Source organism: Thermus antranikianii DSM 12462 (assembly GCF_000423905.1).
GTDB classification, from domain to species: domain Bacteria; phylum Deinococcota; class Deinococci; order Deinococcales; family Thermaceae; genus Thermus; species Thermus antranikianii.
Window position 1 is genome coordinate 154,706 of sequence record NZ_AUIW01000003.1, and the last position, 16,351, is coordinate 171,056.

Annotated in this window: 20 protein-coding genes and 1 pseudogene; 7 read left to right on the top strand and 14 right to left on the bottom strand. The window is 65.1% G+C overall.

The features are described from left to right. Nucleotides 1-5 precede the first annotated feature (5 nt). A complete protein-coding gene (locus G584_RS0104190) occupies nt 6-485 on the top strand; it encodes a flavin reductase family protein (protein ID WP_028493492.1) in 480 nt (159 codons plus the stop codon). Here G584_RS0104190 and G584_RS0104195 read toward each other — a convergent pair. Beyond that, nucleotides 482-868, bottom strand: coding sequence for a M67 family metallopeptidase (locus G584_RS0104195; RefSeq protein WP_019550842.1), 387 nt, complete (start codon nt 866-868; stop codon nt 482-484). The two genes, G584_RS0104190 and G584_RS0104195, sit on opposite strands and share 4 nt — an antisense overlap. A 47-nt stretch (nt 869-915) precedes the next feature. On the opposite strand from G584_RS0104195, the gene G584_RS0104200 reads away from it, so the two are divergent. Genes G584_RS0104200 through ppsA form a run of 3 tightly spaced genes read left to right on the top strand, consistent with a single transcriptional unit; the run spans nt 916 to nt 6,248 of the window. Beyond that, nucleotides 916-2,916 carry an elongation factor G gene (locus tag G584_RS0104200; protein ID WP_028493493.1) on the top strand — a complete coding sequence of 667 codons (2,001 nt, stop codon included), beginning with the start codon at nt 916-918 and terminating at the stop codon, nt 2,914-2,916. Between the two features lie 12 nt (nt 2,917-2,928). Continuing rightward, nucleotides 2,929-3,837 (top strand): AAA family ATPase, encoded by a 909-nt coding sequence (locus G584_RS0104205; RefSeq protein WP_028493494.1) that lies wholly within the window; start codon nt 2,929-2,931, stop codon nt 3,835-3,837. A 14-nt stretch (nt 3,838-3,851) separates the two neighbouring features. Then, nucleotides 3,852-6,248, top strand: a complete 2,397-nt coding sequence (gene ppsA / locus G584_RS0104210) for a phosphoenolpyruvate synthase (RefSeq protein WP_028493495.1) — start codon at nt 3,852-3,854, stop codon at nt 6,246-6,248. Nucleotides 6,249-6,312: 64 nt separating this feature from the next. Here ppsA and G584_RS11930 read toward each other — a convergent pair whose 3' ends face one another. Genes G584_RS11930 through G584_RS11935 form a run of 3 tightly spaced genes read right to left on the bottom strand, consistent with a single transcriptional unit; the run spans nt 6,313 to nt 8,298 of the window. Further along, nucleotides 6,313-7,443, bottom strand: coding sequence for an RNA-guided endonuclease InsQ/TnpB family protein (locus G584_RS11930; RefSeq protein ID WP_245563309.1), 1,131 nt, complete (start codon nt 7,441-7,443; stop codon nt 6,313-6,315). Then, the gene (locus tag G584_RS12920; RefSeq protein WP_245563308.1) at nt 7,331-7,585 is read right to left on the bottom strand and encodes a helix-turn-helix domain-containing protein; all 255 of its coding nucleotides are present in this window, start codon (nt 7,583-7,585) and stop codon (nt 7,331-7,333) included. Before G584_RS12920 ends, G584_RS11930 begins: the two co-directional genes overlap by 113 nt. After that, entirely contained in the window at nt 7,576-8,298 is a 723-nt protein-coding gene (locus tag G584_RS11935) for a recombinase family protein (protein ID WP_051209167.1), read from the bottom strand. The genes G584_RS12920 and G584_RS11935 overlap by 10 nt, the downstream gene beginning before the upstream one ends. Nucleotides 8,299-8,338: 40 nt before the next feature. Between G584_RS11935 and G584_RS11940 the strand changes: the two are divergent. From G584_RS11940 to G584_RS0104235, 3 genes and pseudogenes are all read left to right on the top strand, one after another. Then, nucleotides 8,339-8,596 (top strand): annotated as a pseudogene (locus G584_RS11940) (hemolysin III family protein); the annotation flags it as partial. Nucleotides 8,597-8,629: 33 nt separating this feature from the next. Then, on the top strand, nt 8,630-9,304 hold the full coding sequence (locus tag G584_RS0104230) for a response regulator transcription factor (protein WP_015718029.1): 675 nt from the start codon (nt 8,630-8,632) through the stop codon (nt 9,302-9,304). A 77-nt stretch (nt 9,305-9,381) separates the two neighbouring features. Next, a complete protein-coding gene (locus G584_RS0104235) occupies nt 9,382-10,788 on the top strand; it encodes a sensor histidine kinase (RefSeq protein WP_028493496.1) in 1,407 nt (468 codons plus the stop codon). On the opposite strand, the gene G584_RS0104240 is transcribed toward G584_RS0104235, so the two are convergent. The 10 genes from G584_RS0104240 to G584_RS0104285 form a co-directional block, all read right to left on the bottom strand. After that, nucleotides 10,742-11,113 (bottom strand): DUF2089 domain-containing protein, encoded by a 372-nt coding sequence (locus G584_RS0104240; RefSeq protein ID WP_015718031.1) that lies wholly within the window; start codon nt 11,111-11,113, stop codon nt 10,742-10,744. The two genes, G584_RS0104235 and G584_RS0104240, sit on opposite strands and share 47 nt — an antisense overlap. Further along, nucleotides 11,107-11,268 (bottom strand): hypothetical protein, encoded by a 162-nt coding sequence (locus G584_RS12625; RefSeq protein ID WP_211218398.1) that lies wholly within the window; start codon nt 11,266-11,268, stop codon nt 11,107-11,109. The genes G584_RS0104240 and G584_RS12625 overlap by 7 nt, the downstream gene beginning before the upstream one ends. 36 nt (nt 11,269-11,304) lie before the next feature. Then, the gene (locus tag G584_RS0104250; protein ID WP_028493497.1) at nt 11,305-11,676 is read right to left on the bottom strand and encodes an SHOCT-like domain-containing protein; all 372 of its coding nucleotides are present in this window, start codon (nt 11,674-11,676) and stop codon (nt 11,305-11,307) included. Between the two features lies 1 nt (nt 11,677). After that, nucleotides 11,678-12,367 carry an SHOCT-like domain-containing protein gene (locus G584_RS0104255; RefSeq protein WP_028493498.1) on the bottom strand — a complete coding sequence of 230 codons (690 nt, stop codon included), beginning with the start codon at nt 12,365-12,367 and terminating at the stop codon, nt 11,678-11,680. Continuing rightward, on the bottom strand, nt 12,357-12,554 hold the full coding sequence (locus G584_RS11950; RefSeq protein ID WP_038050675.1) for a hypothetical protein: 198 nt from the start codon (nt 12,552-12,554) through the stop codon (nt 12,357-12,359). Before G584_RS11950 ends, G584_RS0104255 begins: the two co-directional genes overlap by 11 nt. A gap of 66 nt (nt 12,555-12,620) precedes the next feature. After that, the gene (gene ccsA / locus G584_RS0104265; RefSeq protein WP_028493499.1) at nt 12,621-13,373 is read right to left on the bottom strand and encodes a cytochrome c biogenesis protein CcsA; all 753 of its coding nucleotides are present in this window, start codon (nt 13,371-13,373) and stop codon (nt 12,621-12,623) included. Further along, nucleotides 13,370-14,548, bottom strand: a complete 1,179-nt coding sequence (hemA, locus tag G584_RS0104270; protein ID WP_028493500.1) for a glutamyl-tRNA reductase — start codon at nt 14,546-14,548, stop codon at nt 13,370-13,372. Before hemA ends, ccsA begins: the two co-directional genes overlap by 4 nt. Nucleotides 14,549-14,621: 73 nt before the next feature. Then, on the bottom strand, nt 14,622-15,296 hold the full coding sequence (locus G584_RS0104275; protein WP_028493501.1) for a uroporphyrinogen-III synthase: 675 nt from the start codon (nt 15,294-15,296) through the stop codon (nt 14,622-14,624). Further along, the gene (locus tag G584_RS0104280; protein WP_028493502.1) at nt 15,268-15,633 is read right to left on the bottom strand and encodes a carboxymuconolactone decarboxylase family protein; all 366 of its coding nucleotides are present in this window, start codon (nt 15,631-15,633) and stop codon (nt 15,268-15,270) included. Before G584_RS0104280 ends, G584_RS0104275 begins: the two co-directional genes overlap by 29 nt. Then, entirely contained in the window at nt 15,630-16,289 is a 660-nt protein-coding gene (locus tag G584_RS0104285) for an HAD family hydrolase (protein ID WP_028493503.1), read from the bottom strand. The genes G584_RS0104280 and G584_RS0104285 overlap by 4 nt, the downstream gene beginning before the upstream one ends. Nucleotides 16,290-16,351: the final 62 nt, after the last annotated feature.

The following is a 16,351-nucleotide window of genomic DNA, read 5'->3' on the forward strand; positions in this document are numbered from 1 at the left end:
CCGGTATGGACCTCGAGGTCAAGAAGAAAGTCCTGCGGAGCTTCACCTATGGCCTTTACATCCTGACGGCCAGGGACGGGGAGGACTACGCCGCCGGCACCGTGAACTGGGTGACCCAGGCCTCCTTCACCCCTCCCCTCGTCGCCCTGGGGGTTAAGCGGGATAGCCGCCTGCATGAGCTTATCCAGCGCACGGGCAGGCTGGCCCTCATGACCCTGGCCCAGGACCAGAAGCAGATCGCCCAGGACTTCTTCAAACCCACGGTGCGGGAAGGGAGCACCCTGAACGGCCATCCCTTTGAACCCTCCCCCACCTTTGGCCTTCCCCTCCTCACCGAGCTTCCCTACTGGCTCGAGGCCGAGGTGCGCCACATCTACGAGGGCGGGGACCACAGCGTGGTGGTGGCTGAGGTGGTGGAGGCCGGGGTGAGGCAGGAGGCCAAGCCCCTCATCATGTGGGACACGGGCTGGTTCTACGGGGGCTAGGGCAGCAAGGCCACGGGTACCTCCAGCCCTTCCGGTAGAAGGAAAGCCCTGACCCCATCGGTGCCGAAGATGACATAGGGCACCCGCCAGCGGGCCTCGCGGATATCGGTGGGGCTGGGGAAGGCAGGCCCCCGAGGATGGGAGTGGTAGATGGCCAGGAGGGCTAGACCCTCCCTTTCCATCTCCTTTAGGGCCCGAAGCAGGGCCAAGGGCTCGGCCAGATATCCCACCAGAGGCTCGGGATGGGCGTTGGGCAGGGGAATCACCCTCTCCACCTCCCGCCTCCCCGCCCAAAGCCCCACCCCTTCCCTGGGCGCCTCCTTTTGGAGGTGGGTGCGGGTTTCCTCCAAAAGCCTCCTGGGCACGTAGAGCACTTGGGACAATCCTCCCCTCCTTAGGCCTATACTATGGGCACCAAGAAGGAGGGAAGATGATCCCAGGAACCTCTCCCATCCGAACCGTGGCCCTGGTGGGCCATGCGGGAAGCGGCAAAACCACCTTGACCGAGGCCCTGCTTTTCCGAACCGGGGCCAAGGAACGCATGGGCCGGGTGGAGGACGGCACCACCACCACCGACTACACCCCCGAGGCCAAGCTCCACCGCACCACGGTGCGCACCGGGGTGGCCCCCCTGAAGTACAAGGACCACCGCATCTTCCTCCTGGACGCCCCCGGCTACGGGGATTTCGTGGGGGAGATCAGGGGGGCTTTGGAGGCCGCCGACGCCGTCTTGGTGGCCGTATCCGCGGAAAACGGGGTGCAGGTGGGCACGGAAAGGGCCTGGACCGTGGCCGAGCGGCTTGCTCTTCCCCGCATGGTGGTGGTCACCAAGCTGGACAAGGGCGGGGACTACTACGCCCTTCTGGAGGACCTCCGGGCCACCCTGGGGCACATCCTGCCCATCGACCTGCCCCTTTTCGAAGGCGGGCGCTGGGTTGGGCTCATAGACGTCTTCCACGGCAAGGCTTACCGGTACGAGAACGGGCAGGAGGTGGAGGTCCCCGTGCCCGAGGAGGAGCGGGAGCGGGCCGAGCGCTTCCGTCAGGAGGTCCTCGAGGCCATCGTGGAAACCGACGAAGCCCTTCTGGAAAAGTACCTGGAGGGGGAAGAGGTGACCGGGGAGGCCCTGGAAAAAGCCTTCCACGAGGCGGTGCGCCAGGGCCTCCTCTACCCGGTGGCCCTGGCCTCGGGCACGGAAGGCATCGGGGTCCTGCCCCTCTTGGACCTGATCCTGGAGGCCCTCCCTTCCCCGGAGGAACGCTTTGGGGAAGGTCCCGCCCTGGCCAAGGTCTTCAAGGTGCAGGTGGACCCCTTCATGGGCCAGGTGGCCTACGTGCGCCTTTACCGGGGCAGGCTGAAGCCAGGGGATACCCTCCAAAGCGAAGCGGGCGCCATCCGCCTACCCCACCTCTATGTGCCCATGGGCAAGGACCTCCTGGAGGTGGAGGAGGCGGAAGGAGGCTATATCCTGGGCCTTCCCAAGGCGGAAAACCTCCACCGGGGCATGGTGCTCTGGCAGGGGGAACGGCCGGAAAGCGAGGCGGTACCCTTCGCCCGCCTGCCCGAGCCCAACGTGCCCGTGGCCATCCGGCCCAAGGGCAGGACCGACGAGGCCAAGCTGGGGGAGGCCCTGAGGAAGCTTCTGGAGGAGGACCCAAGCCTCAAGCTGGAGCGCCAGGAGGAGACGGGAGAGTTCCTGCTTTGGGGACACGGGGAGCTTCACCTCACCACCGCCAAGGAGCGCCTGGCCGACTACGGGGTGGAGGTGGAGTTCTCCGTGCCCAAGGTCCCCTACCGGGAAACCATCCGCAAGGTGGCCGAGGGACAGGGCAAGTACAAGAAGCAGACCGGGGGGCACGGCCAGTACGGGGATGTGTGGCTGAGGCTGGAACCCGCCCCCGAGTACAGCTTTGAATGGCGCATCACCGGGGGGGTGATCCCCAGCAAGTACCAGGAGGCCATTGAGGAGGGGATCCTCGAGGCGGCCAAAAAGGGGGTCCTGGCGGGCTATCCGGTGATGGGCTTCAAGGCCATCGTCTATAACGGCTCCTACCACGAGGTGGACTCCTCGGACCTCGCCTTCCAGATCGCCGCCAGCATGGCCTTCAAGAAGGTGATGGAGCTGGCAAGCCCGGTTCTTCTGGAGCCCATCTACCAGATCAAGGTGATCGCCCCCCAGGAGCGGGTGGGGGATATCCTCTCCGACCTCCAGGCCAGGCGGGGACGCATCCTGGGCATGGAGCAGGAAGGGGCCCTGGCGGCGGTGCGGGCCGAGGTGCCCCTGGCGGAGGTTTTGGAGTACTACAAGGCCCTGCCCAGCCTCACCGGGGGGGCAGGGGCCTACACCCTGGAGTTCAGCCACTACGCGGAGGTACCCCCTCACCTAGCGCAGAAGATCGTGCAGGAGCGCAAGAGCGCTGAGGAAACCTAAGCCTTGGAGGCCATGGCGGAAACCCCCCTTCAAGCGCTTGCCCGGCTCCGGGAGGCCCTGCAGGAGGTCCTCTTCGGCCAGGAAGAGGCCATAGAGGCCCTTCTGGCCACCCTGCTGGCCCGGGGGCACGCCCTTTTGGAAGGCGTTCCGGGCCTGGGAAAGACCCTCCTGGCGGAAAGCTTCGCCAAGGGAAGCGGCCTGAGCTACAAGCGCATCCAGTTCACCCCCGACCTCCTGCCCCAGGACCTCACGGGAAGCGAGGTGTTTAGGGAGGGGCGGTTTGAGTTCGTGAAAGGCCCCCTCTTCGCCCAGGTGGTCCTGGCGGACGAGATCAACCGGGCCCCGCCCAAGGTGCAGTCGGCCCTCCTCGAGGCCATGCAGGAACGGGCGGTGACCGCAGGAGGGGTGCGCTACCCCCTGCCCGAGCCCTTCTTCGTGGTGGCCACGCAAAACCCTTTAGAGCTTGAGGGCACCTACCCTCTCCCAGAGGCCCAGCTGGACCGCTTCACCGCCAAAATCCCCTTCCGCCCCCCCAGGCGGGAGGTGTGGCTCAGGATCCTCACGGAGGAACCCCGGATTCCCGAACCCTTGGGGGTGGACTTCCCCAAGGCCCAGGAGGAGGTCCGGGGGATTAGGGTGGCCAGGGAGGCCCTCGAGGCCATCACCCACGTGGCCTTTCTCACCCAGGAGGACCGACGCCTACGGATGGGCCTCTCCCCCCGGGGGGCCAAGGCCTGGCTGGCCCTGGCCCGGGCCTTGGCTTACCTTAGGGCCAAGCCCCTGGTGGACTGGAAGGAGCTTAGGGACGCAGCCTTCCTGGCCCTTCCCCACCGGCTTTTCCTCACGGAGGAGGCCCTTTACGAAGGGGAAAGCGCCGAGGGAATCCTGAAGGAGCTTCTCAGGAAGGGGGGCATCCCCTAGGAAGGAGGCAGGGTATGCGCTGGATCCGGTTTTTTCACGAGGTGGGCCTGAAGGATGTGCCCTTGGTGGGGGGTAAGAACGCCTCCCTCGGGGAGATGATCCGGGAGCTAAGCCCCCTGGGGGTGAAGGTGCCCGGGGGGTTTGCCACCACCAGCGAGGCCTACTGGTATTTCCTCACGGCCAACGGCCTCAAGGAGGCCATCGCCCAGGAGCTCAAGGACCTGGACCCCGATGACCCCATCCTCCTGGCCCGGGCAAGCCGCCGCCTGAGAAACCTGATCCTGAAGGGGGAATACCCCGAGGACCTGGAGGAGGAGATCCGCCAGGCCTATCGAACGCTTTCCCAGGAAGCCGGGGAGGAAGCCCTCCCTGTAGCCGTGCGCAGCAGCGCCACCGCCGAGGACCTCCCCACCGCCAGCTTCGCCGGGCAACAGGAAAGCTACCTCTACGTGCAAGGGGAGGAGGACCTCCTCCTTCATGTGAAGCGGGCCATGGCCAGCCTCTTCACCGCCCGGGCCATCAGCTACCGGGCCCACATGGGGTTTGACCACCTCAAGGTGGCCCTCTCCGTGGGGGTGCAGCGCATGGTGCGGGCGGACACCGCCACAAGCGGGGTGATCTTCACCCTGGACCCCGACACCGGCCACCGGGGCTTCGTCTACATCACCGCCATCTACGGCCTGGGGGAGAACATCGTCCAAGGGCGGGTGGGACCCGACGCCTACTACGTGCACAAGGAGACCCTCAAAGCTGGCTACCGGGCCCTGGTCCACAAGAAGCTCGGCCCCAAGGAGCTTACCCTGGCCTTTGACCCCAGGGAGGGCCGGCTGAGAAACCGTCCCACCCCTCCTTACCTCCGGAACCAGTTCGCCCTTTCCGAGGATGAGGCCCTCCTCTTGGCCGATTGGTCCCTCAAGATTGAGGAGCATTACAGCGGGAAGCGGGGGGCTCCCACCCCTATGGACATCGAGTGGGCCAAGGACGGGCCCACGGGGGAGCTTTTCATCCTGCAGGCCCGTCCCGAGACCGTGCACTCCCAGAAGACACCGGTGCTTCGCATCCACCGCCTTTTGGAAAGGGGCGAGGTCCTGGCCGAAGGCCTGGCGGTGGGGGAAGCCATCGCCACGGGAAGGGCCCGGGTGCTTAAGGATCCCAAGGAGATGGATCGCTTCCAGGAGGGTGAGGTCCTGGTCACGGAAACCACCAACCCCGATTGGGAGCCCATCATGAAGCGGGCAGCGGCCATCGTCACCGAACGAGGTGGGCGCACCTCCCACGCCGCCATCGTGGCCCGGGAGCTGGGGGTACCGGCGGTGGTGGGGGCGGTGGGGGCCACCCGGCTCATTCCCGAGGGGGAAGAGGTCACGGTCTCCTGCGCTGAGGGGGAGGTGGGGCGCGTCTACCGCGGGGCCCTGGCCTTTGAGGTGGAGGAGGTGCGCCCGGAAACCCTCCCCAGGACCCGCACCCGGATCCTGGTCAACGTAGGTACCCCGGAGGAGGCCCTAAGGGTAAGCCTCCTGCCCACGGACGGGGTGGGGCTATTGCGCATGGAGTTCGTCTTCGCCAGCCACGTGCGCATCCACCCCCTGGCCCTAACCCGCTTCGAAACCCTGCCCGAGAAGGTGCGGCGCCAGGTGGAGGAGCTCACCGAGGCCTACCCCGACAAAAGGGCCTACTTCGTGGATACCCTGGCCCAGGGGATCGGCCTCATCGCCGCGGCCTTTTACCCTAGGCCCGTCCTCCTCCGCTTCTCCGACTTCAAGACCAACGAGTACGCCCGCCTCATCGGGGGGCACCTCTTTGAGCCCAAGGAGGAAAACCCCATGCTGGGCTGGCGGGGGGCGAGCCGCTACTACCACCCCGACTACAAGGAGGGCTTCCTCCTCGAGGTGGCGGCGGTCAAGAAGGTGCGGGAGGAGATGGGCCTCAAGAACCTCATGGTGATGGTGCCCTTCTGCCGCACCCCCGAGGAGGGGGCCAGGGTCCTGGAGGTGATGGCGGAGGGGGGCTTGAGACGGGGAGAGGAAGGCCTCGAGGTCTACGTGATGGCGGAGATCCCCTCCAATGTCCTCGAGGCTGAAGCCTTCGCCGAGCTCTTTGACGGGTTTTCCATCGGCTCCAACGACCTTACCCAGCTGGCTTTAGGTCTGGACCGGGATTCGGAACGGGTGGCCCGGCTCTTCGACGAAAGGCGGGAAACCGTCAAGGCCCTCTGCGCCATGCTCATAGAGAAGGCCCACGCCAAGGGGAAAAAGGTGGGCATCTGCGGCCAGGCCCCTTCCGACTACCCCGAGTTCGCCGCCTTTTTGGTGGCCAAGGGCATCGACTCCCTAAGCCTTAACCCTGACGCTCTCCTGCGCACGGTGAAGAAGGTGGCGGAAATCGAAGCCGCCCTGGACTCTGGTGCCTGAAGCCTAGGCCAGGGTACGCTGGGGCATGGTCCGCGAACCGTTCTGCGGTTCGTAGTCGTCTATTTCACCAAAATAGCCGACCAGTGCCCGCTTCCTGCTTCAACGACCGGGTGCTCGTAGACCGGCTGTTGCCAACCGTTCCGCCGCAGAGCCGATCTCCACAGGCGTCACTTCCCGGGGAACTCCCGGTAGGGCCGCTTAGGACGGCCAGCCCGTACTGCCTCAGGTTCAAGGCGGCATTCAGGTCCCGGTCTATCTCCAACCCACACCACGGACACCGGAAGGTCCTGAGGGAGAGGGGCATTCTGGGAGCCACCCATCCGCACCCTGAGCACCTCTTGGTGGAAGGAAAATGGGTTGGAGCAACGATGACCCTGGCCCCGTACCACCCCGCCTTGTACTCCAGCATCCGCCTGAAAGTCCCCCAGCCCACATCGGCCACGGGGCGGGATAGAGGCCCCCTTGCCAGACCCCTCACGTTCAGGTCTTCCACCACCATGACCGGCTTGGTTTTCGCCAGCCAGGTGGTGACCTGGTGCAGGAAGTCCCGGCGGATGTTCTGGACCCTCCGATGAAGCCGGGCAAGCCTCAGGGATGCCTTCTGCCAGTTTTTTGAGCCCCTCTGCTTGCGGAAAAGTTGCCTGGACCTGCGGCGAAGGAGGCGCAGGGATTTTGCCAAGGGTTTGGGTGCCTCTATCCTGGTCCCGTCGGAGAGGACCAGGAAGGCGGAGAGGCCCAGGTCTATGCCCATGGGTTCCCCTTCCCTTTGGGGAGGGTCAGGCCTTTCCACCTCGCAGGTGAGGCTCACATACCACCTGTCCGCCTCCCGGGAAATCGTAGCCGAGAGGATGCGGGCCTTGTTGGATTCCAGCAAGGCTAAGAGTTTGTCCGTCCACTCCTTGGTTCTTACCTTTCCGATGCGGGGGAGTTGCACATGCCTAGGGAAGACCCGAATGGAGCCCGTGAGGCGGGCGGTGTTGTCGTCCATGTGCTTTTTCCTCTTGAAGCGCGGGAAGCGGGCTCGTTTCTGCCTCCAGTTCCTCAGGGCCTTCTCCAGGTCCCGGAAGGCTTCTGTGGGGCCCCTACCCCAAATGAACCGCCTGGGGGGCGCACTTGGAGACCTGGGTCCACCAGGGAGCGTTCTCCCGTTTCCACCGGTTCCACTCCCGGTGGAGTTGGGCGGCGTTGGGAACAGCCTTGCCCTCTTCCAGGGCCTTCTTGCAGAGGTTGAGGCCCCAGTTGTAGGCGAAGCGGGCGGCGCCCACGTGCTGGGCCAGGGCGATGCGGGCAGTGCGGTTGGGGTCCAGCTCAAAGCGAAAGGCCTGGGTTACCCGCATCCCATCACCACAAGATACGGGCTTCGCCCGTGACCAAGAGCCCGCTTGGCCCGGTTCCGGGCCGAACGACGTCCGTACAGGCGACCACAGGCGGAGGTGTTGCTTTGCCCGTAGGGCAAACACATTTGCGTAAGCAAGTTGCTTTGCCCGTAGGGCAAACACATTTGCGTAAGCAAGAGGATCTCCAGAAGGTCCCGCACCAGGTCATCCTTGACCTCGCCTTCTTCCACCACCACCACCACCCGCTTGCCTGCCGCCATGAGAGCTGCCTCCACCATCTCGAACCCAAACGGGGCCAGCCGGTCCCGGTGCTCCACCACGATCCGGCCCACCCCGGGGTCCCGGAGCAGGCGCAGGAGTTTTCTGCGCTTCCCATTGAGCCCCGTTGCTTTGCCCGAGTCAGCGAAGCTATCTTGTGGGCAAACAGATTTGCGTAAGCAAGAGGCAATCTCCGTCACCACCTGGAACTCCAGCCAGCCCTGCTCCCGGGCGAAGGCCTCCAGGCGCTGCACCTGGCGCTGTAGGTCATCCTTTTGGTCGGAAGAAGACACCCGTGCGTAAAGCACCGTGCGCCCTTCGGGGTTGGGTTCCTCCACCAGGATGGTGCCGCTGGGGAGTTGCCGGGCGGGCACGGGGAGCTTACCCGCCTTAAACCACCGCCAGGCGGTGAGGTAGCTGATCCCTTGCTTGCGGGCCCAGTGGGAGGGCTTCACTGCTGAGATGGATAATCACAGAAACGTTAACTGCTGTCAACCTCGGTGGCTCTACACCCTGGCCTACCTGGCCCTGGGTTGGCTTTCCGTCTTCTTTCTCCCCAAGCTCCACCTGCCCCTTCCCACCTTCGGCCTCATGGCCCTCTCCGGGACCTTCTACACCCTGGGAGCCTGGGTGTATGCGAGAAAGAAGCCTGACCCCTGGCCGGGGAAAGTGGGGTTTCACGGCCTAGGGCATCTCCTGGTCCTCCTGGGAAGCCTTTTTATGTACCCGGCGGTTCTAAGCCTGTACACCTAGCTTTCTCATGAGAAAGTGAGTATCCTGGAGGGTATGGAACCCCCCCTCATCCTGATCGTGGAGGACGAAAAGGACATCGCCCGCTTCATCGAGCTGGAACTGCAAGCCGAGGGCTACCGCACCGAGGTGGCCTACGACGGCATCACCGGCCTTTCCCGCTTCCGGGAGGTGAACCCCAACCTAGTGATCCTGGACCTGATGCTTCCCGTCATGGACGGGATCGAGGTGGCCAAGCGCATCCGCAAGACCTCCAACGTGCCTATCCTCATCCTCACCGCCAAGGACCGCATCGAGGACAAGGTGGAAGGCCTGGACGCCGGGGCCGACGACTACCTGGTGAAGCCCTTTTCCATAGAGGAGCTCCTGGCCCGGGTGCGGGCCCACCTGCGCCGGGTGAGCCCGGCCATCACCGGGGAGATCAGGGTGGCGGACCTCATCATCAACCTCGAGGGCCGGGAGGTTTTCCGAAGCGGGCGGCGCATAGAGCTTTCCAACAAGGAGTTCGAGCTCCTGGAACTTCTCGCCAAGAACCCCGGGAAGGTCTTCAGCCGCTACGAGATCGAGGAAAAGGTCTGGCCTGGCTACCAGGGGGGAAGCAACGTGGTGGACGTCTACATCGGCTACCTGCGCAAGAAGCTGGAGGCCGCGGGGGAAAGGCGTCTCATCCACACGGTGCGGGGCGTGGGGTACGTGCTCCGCGAGGATTGACGCATTCCTCCCATGCCCCACTTTGAAGCAGCCCTAAGAACCTCCTCGCCGAGATCCCAAAGCCAAGGCAGGGTGGTATGACCCTGCGCTCCCGCATCACCCTCCTCACCGCAGGCCTCCTCCTGGCAACCCTTTTGGTGCTGGGGATAGCCCTGGAAGGCCTCTTGCGGGGCTTCCTCTACCGCTCCCTGCGCCAGGAGCTTCTGGAGGCCAGCAACCAGGTGGTCCGCCTTCTGAACCTGGGCGGCCAAGCCCTTTTGGAGGCCGGGCTTCCCGCAAGCCTCTACGCGGAACTCCAGCTTCTTCCCGAGGAAAACCCCGCCCTTTTGGCCCGGGAAGGGGGAATTAGCCTCCAGAAAAGCCCCGCCTTAGGAAGCCAGCGCCTTCTCCTAAAGGAGGCGGACTACCGTACCCTTCTGGAGCGGGGCGAGGCCTGGGCCTACACCGAGCTGCCGCGGGAAGGACCCCCCTTAAAGCTTCTGGTTTACGCCCGCCGGGTGGAGGTCAGCCTGGCGGGAACCGTGTGGCAGGGAGCCCTCTTGGTGGGGAAGCCCGTGGAAAGCCTGGAGAGCACCCTCTCCCAGTTCGCCCGCATCTATGCGGGTACGGCGCTTCTCGTGCTCCTCCTCTCCATCCTCCTGGCCAGGAACCTGGTGGCCCGGGCCCTCGAGCCCCTGGAATGGGTGGCCCGGCGGGCCGAGGCCATCACCACCCGCCCCGAACCCCTACCCGAACCCGAGGGGCGGGACGAGGTGGCCACCCTGGTGCGGGCGTTAAACGGCATGCTTTCCCGGATGCAACAGGCCTTCCTGGCCCAGACCCGCTTCCTCCAGGATGCCTCCCACGAACTCAGAACCCCCATCACCGCCATTCTGGGCCACGTGGGCTTCCTGCTGCGCCGCACTCCCCTCACCGAGGCCCAGCGGGAGAGCCTCGAGGTGGTGAAGCGGGAAGCGGAGCGCATGGGAAAGCTGGTGTCGGACCTTCTGGAGCTCTCCCAAAGCGGCACTTGGCGTATGGAACCGGCGCCAGTAAAGGTGCTGGACCTCTTGGAAGAGGTCAAGGAGGAGTTCGCCAAAAGCTTCGAGGGGGAGATTGAGGTGGAAGCCCCCCCGGAGCTTTGGGTGCAAGGCGACCCGGATCGGCTCCACCAGGTCCTGGCCAACCTTCTTTCCAATGCCATCAAGGCCAAGGCCCAGCACATTTGGCTCAGAGCCTTTGACCTGGGGGAGAAGGTGGTGGTGCGGGTGGAAGACGACGGGGAAGGCATCCCTAAGGAGCACCTTCCCCACCTTTTTGAGCGCTTCTACCGGGTGGACAAGGCCCGGGACCGGGAGCGGGGGGGGTCGGGGCTGGGCCTCGCCATCGTGAAGGCCATCCTCGAGGCCCACGGGGGGGAGATCTGGGTGGAAAGCGAGGTGGGCAAGGGAACGGCCTTCAGCTTCTCCCTTCCTTCAACCGCGCCACCGCCTCCTCCACGCTGATCTCCCCCCGGCGCAAAGCCTCCAACACCTCAAGCCTGTCTTCCCCTTCCTCTGCGGCCTCGTAGCCCAGAGCCTTAAGGAGAGCGTCCAGCCGCGCCCGCACCGTGGGGTAGGAAACCCCGAGGATCCTCTCCACCTCCTTCAGGTTGCCGCGGGCCTTCACGAAAAGCCGGAGGAAATCCAGGTGCTCCTTGGAAAGAAGGGCGAACTCGTTCAGCTGGAAGCGGCCGTGCACCTCGGTGCCGCAAGAGGGGCAAAAAAGGGCCTTCACCGCCAAAGGAGCCTCGCAGGCTGGGCACCGCACGGGAACGGGTTTCATCACCATAGCCCCACCTTGATTTCTACTCCCTCCGCCTCCACCTCCAGCAGGGTTAAAGGCGGCAACACCCTAAAGGTCCAAAGGGCAGCGAGAGGCAAGGGAATAGGCGCTCCTCCCCGGAAAAGGGCCCGGGTTTTCCACACCCAGAGGGCGAGGAGCAAACCCCACTCCAGGGCGCAAAGGGGGCCAAGCTGGCCTCACACCACCTCCACCAGCACCTGCACCGGATTGCCCTCCTCCTCCTTTTCGATCTCCACCAGCTTCCCCTCGGGCACCCCCTCCCGCACTAGGCGCAAGAGGTCCTTCAAATGCACCCCCCGGTCCTCCAGGGTGAGCTTGGCCTCTTCGGGCAGGAACTTCTCCAGAAGCTCCGCCAAGGCCAGGGGAAGGTTCACGTGGACCCGAACCGGCTTCCCCTTGTCGTTGGCCTGGATCCGCACCCTGAGGAGCCTGGCAGGGGCCTGCGCCCTGGGCCTGGGTTCCTCCACCGCCTCAAGTAGGGCCAAGGCTTCCTCTACCCCAATCTCCCCGGAACGCACCATCTCCAGAATGCGCCCTTTTTCCTCCATGTCATGCCTCCAGTTCCAGATTCCCCATGGCCACCCTGGCCCTGAGCTTGGCCTTCCCCTCTCCCAGGGACCAGCGCCGCCCGCCAGAGGCCGCCACCTGCCGCCAAGGCCCCGCCACTTCGAGGCCCCCCAGGCGCACCTGGGCCTCCACCTCCAGGTCCGAACCCGGCAAAAAGCGGATCTCGGCGTTGCCCGCCCGCACCTCCAGGCGGTGCTCTCCATCCCGGAGGAAAAGGCCTGCTTCCAGGTTGCCTCCCGAAAGGGCCAGGTCCAGGCCCAAAAGCCTATCCCCTTCCAGGTTGGCCCCTAGGGCCCGGCCTTTGAGGACCACCCCGGCAAGATCCACGTGGCTTCCCTTGGCCAAAAGCATAACCTCGGCCCCCTCGGGAACCCTAAGCCTCCCCTCGCCCAGGGAAACCCGATAGACCGGGATCCCGCCCTCCTGGGTTACCCCTACACCCTCCGCCTCCAGCCCCTCCAACCCCGCCACCCCCACCACCTCGAGGCTGGCCCCGAACGCCTGCACCTGAACCCGAAACCCCTGGGGGGCAAAAACCTGGGAAGCCTCCACAGGAGGCCTTTCCCCACCAGCCAACTCCCTTTCCTCCAGCACGGAAAGAAGCTCCAGGGCCTCCTCCGGGGTAAGGACCCCTTCCCTTACCATCTCCAAAATGCGCCGCTTATCCTCCATAGGAAACCTCCCCAAGCTCCGCCGGAGCCTCCGGGGCAAGCCTCTGGGCCCACCGTAAAAGAACCCGGGCCAGCCTCAGACGCCAGGGGGAACGAAGGGGCTTAAGGAGCCTCTCCCGCTCCGCCTCCAAAAGGAGCTCCTCGTACCTCCTCTTCCCCACCCCCGGGTCCCACCATGGGCTCCACATCCTTCACCTCCTTGTGAAGGATTATAAACCCATTGTTCACAATCTGTCAAGTTAAGGTTTCCATATCTAAAACCCCAGGCCCGAAGGATGGCGGGAACCCAGGAAAGGGGCACCGATGAAGGCGAAGAGCAAAAGGGCATAGGCCAGAAGGAGCAGGGCCATGCGCGGGTAGCCCTGAAGCCTCTCCTCAAGGAGGAAGTAAAGGGTGAGGCCGAGCCAGCCCAGGAGCACGGAGATCTCCTTGGGATCCAGGGCCAAAGGGCTACCGAAATACCCCCAGGCCCAGGCCATACCGCTGGTCAGGCCCAAGGTGGCGGCCAGGTACCCCACCCGAAGGTAACCCTGCTCCAGCCGTCTCAGGCTCCAAAGGGGAGCGGAAAGCAGGGCTTTTTCCGGCACCGACCGCAGGCGCAGGTCCTGCATGGCGCACATCACCCCTGCCCCCACCCCCACCGCTAGGGCCAGGTAGGCCACCAGGAAGGCCCCGGCGTGCACCAGGGTAAGGAGGAGGGGCAGGCTTCCCCCCGGATGGGGCAGGGCCTTGAGGGCAAAAAGGCCAAGGAGCATGGCCAGGAGAACCAAGTAGCGGCGGAGAGGGGTAAGCCTCGGCCGAAGCAAGAGGCTCTCTCCCCGTAAGGCCAAAAGCCCCCCCAGGACCAAAGCGGGCTGGGCTGGACCCGAGAAAAACCCCTTAGCGAAGGCATCGGCCAAGGCAGCCCCCAGGTACAGAAAGGCCCCGAGGAAAAGCCCTCGAGGCCAGAACAACCCCACGGCCAAGAGGAGAACCCCCACCAGAGCCAGCAGGGAAACCGCGGTCATAGCCGTGGGGGACGGAAGGCCAGAAGCGGGCACTCCCCAGGGCAGGGAGGTCCTTGGAGAAAATCCTTGGTTCGGGCCTTTACGGCCAAAATCCAGGGATGGGCCCTACGCCCCGCCTCCTTGTGCCAGGTAAGGGGATCGGCCTCCGGGTACTCCCGCACCACCTCCTTATAGGCCAGGCCCTTCAGGGCCCGTATGGCCTCCCGCACCCGGTGGCCCGCATACCACTCCAGGTAGTCCCCAATGGCTCCCTCTATGAGGGCCTCCACCTTGGGCACCTCGCCCTGGCGGGCCTTGAGGTTCTTCTCCACCACCCGCCTTAGGTCGTCCAGGTTGTACAGGTAGGCCTGGGGTAGGCGGCCCACCCGGGGGTCGATGTTCCGGGGCAGGGCGATGTCGATGAGGAAAAGGGGCTTGGACCTCCTCGGCAGGTCCTCCGGGTGCACCAGGTAATGGGGGCTGGCGGCGGAAGCCACCACCAGGTCCGCCTGGCGCAGGACCTGGGGAAGGGCCTCGAGGCCATAGGCCTCCCCTGCAAACCGCTCCGCCAGGACCCTGGCCTTGTCCACCGTGCGGTTCACCACCAAAACCCGGCCTACCCCATGGGCCTTCAAGTGGGTAAGAAAGAGCTCCGCCATCTCCCCCGCCCCCAAAACCGCCACGGCAAGGCCCGTGAGGTCCCCGTACACCGCCAGGGCCAAGTCCAAGGCCGCGTAGGCCACGCTCACCGCTCCCGCCCCGATGCCGGTTTCGCTCCGGGCCCGCTTGCCCAGGGCGATGGCGGACTGGAAGGCCTTCTCCAAAAGGCTTTCCGTGGCCCCATATTTCCGGGCCAGGAAAAGGGCCTCCCGCACCTGCCCTAGGATCTGCGCTTCCCCCATCACCAAGGAGTCCAGGCCCGCCGCCACCCGAAAGAGATGCCGCAGGACCTCTATTCCCTCCTTCTGGTAAAGGTGGTGGGCCTCCACCCCACGTGCAAGGAGGAGGGCTTTGGCCTCCTTAGGGCTCCCCACCCCGTAGATTTCCGTGCGGTTGCAGGTGGAAAGCACCACCGCCCTGCCCAGGGTGCTTAAAGCCGCCGGCAGGGCCACCGCTGGGTCCAGGGCCGCCCGCTCCCGCACCTCCACGGGGGCGGTCTTGTGGGAAAGGCCCACCAGGTAAAGGGGCAGGGCCATAGTCTTTCGTCAGTATACGCCACCCACGTAGGGACAAGTATCCCTCTTTAAGGGCTCACCCTTAACCGAAGGCCTATGAGAGCGCCCGAAGTATGGCCTGAAAAAGCCCTTCCAGGCCCGGCTTCGGTGCCTCCCACACGGCAAAGCCTAGCTGCCTGGCCTCTTCCGCCGTGCTGGGGCCGATGCAGGCCGCCTTGGGCCTCCTAGGGGTCTTCCGGGCGTAGGCCCTGGCGGCGCTTGGGCTGAAGAAGGCCACCACCTGGGCCCTTTCCAAAAGCGCCAGCTCCTCAGGGGAAAGCACCCTCTCCCGGGTAGCGTACACCTCCAATCGCTCCACCGCCACCCCTCGGGCCCAGAGGCCTTCCTCCAAATCCTTCCCCGCCAGATCCCCCGCCACAAAGAGCACCCTTTGGGCCGGGGGAAAGGTTGCCGCCAGGTCCTTGGCCGTGGCCCGGGAAGGGACGAAGGCAGGGGATAGCCCCCCCTGGCGCAGCACCTCCCCCGTTCCCTCCCCCACCGCCGCCACCTTGAGAAGGGGCCTTCCCACCTTTTCCCAGGCCCAAAGGAGCCTCTTAGCTCCCTCTTTGGAAGTGACCGCCACCCAGTCCGCTTGGAGGAGTCTTCCGGGAAGGACCTCGAGGCCCGGCAGGTCCACCTGCTCCAAAAGGGCCACCTCCGCCGCCTCAATCCCCAAGGCGCGGAGCCGGTCCAATAGCCCCTTATCCTTCCCGCGGGTGAGCAGGACCACGGCCTTTAAGGACCTTGTGAAAGAGCTTCATGGCGGCCAACGCTCGAGGGAAACCCAGGAAAAGGGCGGACTGCAGGATGGTTTCCCGCACCTCCTCCTCGGTGGCGCCTACCCGTAAAGCCCCCTCCAGATGGGTGGCCAGCTCCTTGGGGCTACCCAGGGCGATCAGGGCGGTGATGGCCAGGAGTTCCCGGGTTTTGAGGTCCAGCCCTGGCCGGGCCAGGACCTCCTCGTAGGCGAAGTCCCGGATGTAGCGGAAAAGATCCTCGTCCACCTCCTTCAGGCTTGCCTCAATGGCCCCTTGCTTCTCCCCCCAGATGGCCTGCCGCACGCTCATGGCAGGTAGTCTAACACCCCCTCCAGCCGGTGGAGGGCCTGGGGATTCTCCCCCAGGGGATCAAAGAGGAGGGGTTTAACCCCAGCCCCCTGAGCCCCGACCCAATCGGCCTCCGAGTCCCCCACGTGCACCGCCTCCTCGGGAGCCACGCCCAGGGCCTCGAGGGCCTCCTGGAAAAGCCTGGGATCGGGTTTGGCCACCCCGGAAAGGGCACTCACCGAAAGGTGCTGGAAGTAAGGTCTTAAGCCCACCACCTCCAGGATCTCCGGCAGGGTGGCATCCCAGTTGGACACCACCGCCAGGGCATAGCCCCGCTCCTTCAGGGCCTGTAAGGTGGCCTCGGCTCCGGGAACCACGGGCCAGAACCGGGGGTTCCTCCAGTTTTCCACCAGCTCCCGGCTCAGGGCCTCGGCGTGCTCCTCGAGGCCCATCCCTGTAAAGAGCCTGCGGTGGAACTCCCGCCAAAGCCCCAGGGCGGTTTCCAGATCCCGGGCCTTTAGGTGGTGGTCCTCATAGAAGCGAAATGCCGCCAAGGCTGCCGCCTTGGGATCCCTCCTGGGCTTAAGGCCCCGCTCCTCCAAAAAAGGCAGGAGCCAAAACCGGGGGCTTGCCAGGATGAGGGTGTTGCCCACGTCAAAGAGCACCGCCCGGGTCATGAACCCAGTGTATACCCTGGCTTCTCTAAGGGGTGTCTAACCTCCACCTGCTATGGTTTTTA

Coding starts and splice junctions, on each gene's coding strand:
- G584_RS0104190 (WP_028493492.1), top strand. CDS start 6: ATGGACCTCGAGGTCAAGAAGAAAGTCCTGCGGAGCTTCACCTATGGC.
- G584_RS0104200 (WP_028493493.1), top strand. CDS start 916: ATGATCCCAGGAACCTCTCCCATCCGAACCGTGGCCCTGGTGGGCCAT.
- G584_RS0104205 (WP_028493494.1), top strand. CDS start 2,929: ATGGCGGAAACCCCCCTTCAAGCGCTTGCCCGGCTCCGGGAGGCCCTG.
- ppsA (WP_028493495.1), top strand. CDS start 3,852: ATGCGCTGGATCCGGTTTTTTCACGAGGTGGGCCTGAAGGATGTGCCC.
- G584_RS12920 (WP_245563308.1), bottom strand. CDS start 7,585: ATGCGGGTAACCCAGGCCTTTCGCTTTGAGCTGGACCCCAACCGCACT.
- G584_RS0104230 (WP_015718029.1), top strand. CDS start 8,630: ATGGAACCCCCCCTCATCCTGATCGTGGAGGACGAAAAGGACATCGCC.
- G584_RS0104235 (WP_028493496.1), top strand. CDS start 9,382: ATGACCCTGCGCTCCCGCATCACCCTCCTCACCGCAGGCCTCCTCCTG.
- G584_RS0104240 (WP_015718031.1), bottom strand. CDS start 11,113: ATGGTGATGAAACCCGTTCCCGTGCGGTGCCCAGCCTGCGAGGCTCCT.
- G584_RS0104250 (WP_028493497.1), bottom strand. CDS start 11,676: ATGGAGGAAAAAGGGCGCATTCTGGAGATGGTGCGTTCCGGGGAGATT.
- G584_RS0104255 (WP_028493498.1), bottom strand. CDS start 12,367: ATGGAGGATAAGCGGCGCATTTTGGAGATGGTAAGGGAAGGGGTCCTT.
- G584_RS11950 (WP_038050675.1), bottom strand. CDS start 12,554: ATGTGGAGCCCATGGTGGGACCCGGGGGTGGGGAAGAGGAGGTACGAG.
- ccsA (WP_028493499.1), bottom strand. CDS start 13,373: ATGACCGCGGTTTCCCTGCTGGCTCTGGTGGGGGTTCTCCTCTTGGCC.
- hemA (WP_028493500.1), bottom strand. CDS start 14,548: ATGGCCCTGCCCCTTTACCTGGTGGGCCTTTCCCACAAGACCGCCCCC.
- G584_RS0104280 (WP_028493502.1), bottom strand. CDS start 15,633: ATGAGCGTGCGGCAGGCCATCTGGGGGGAGAAGCAAGGGGCCATTGAG.
- G584_RS0104285 (WP_028493503.1), bottom strand. CDS start 16,289: ATGACCCGGGCGGTGCTCTTTGACGTGGGCAACACCCTCATCCTGGCA.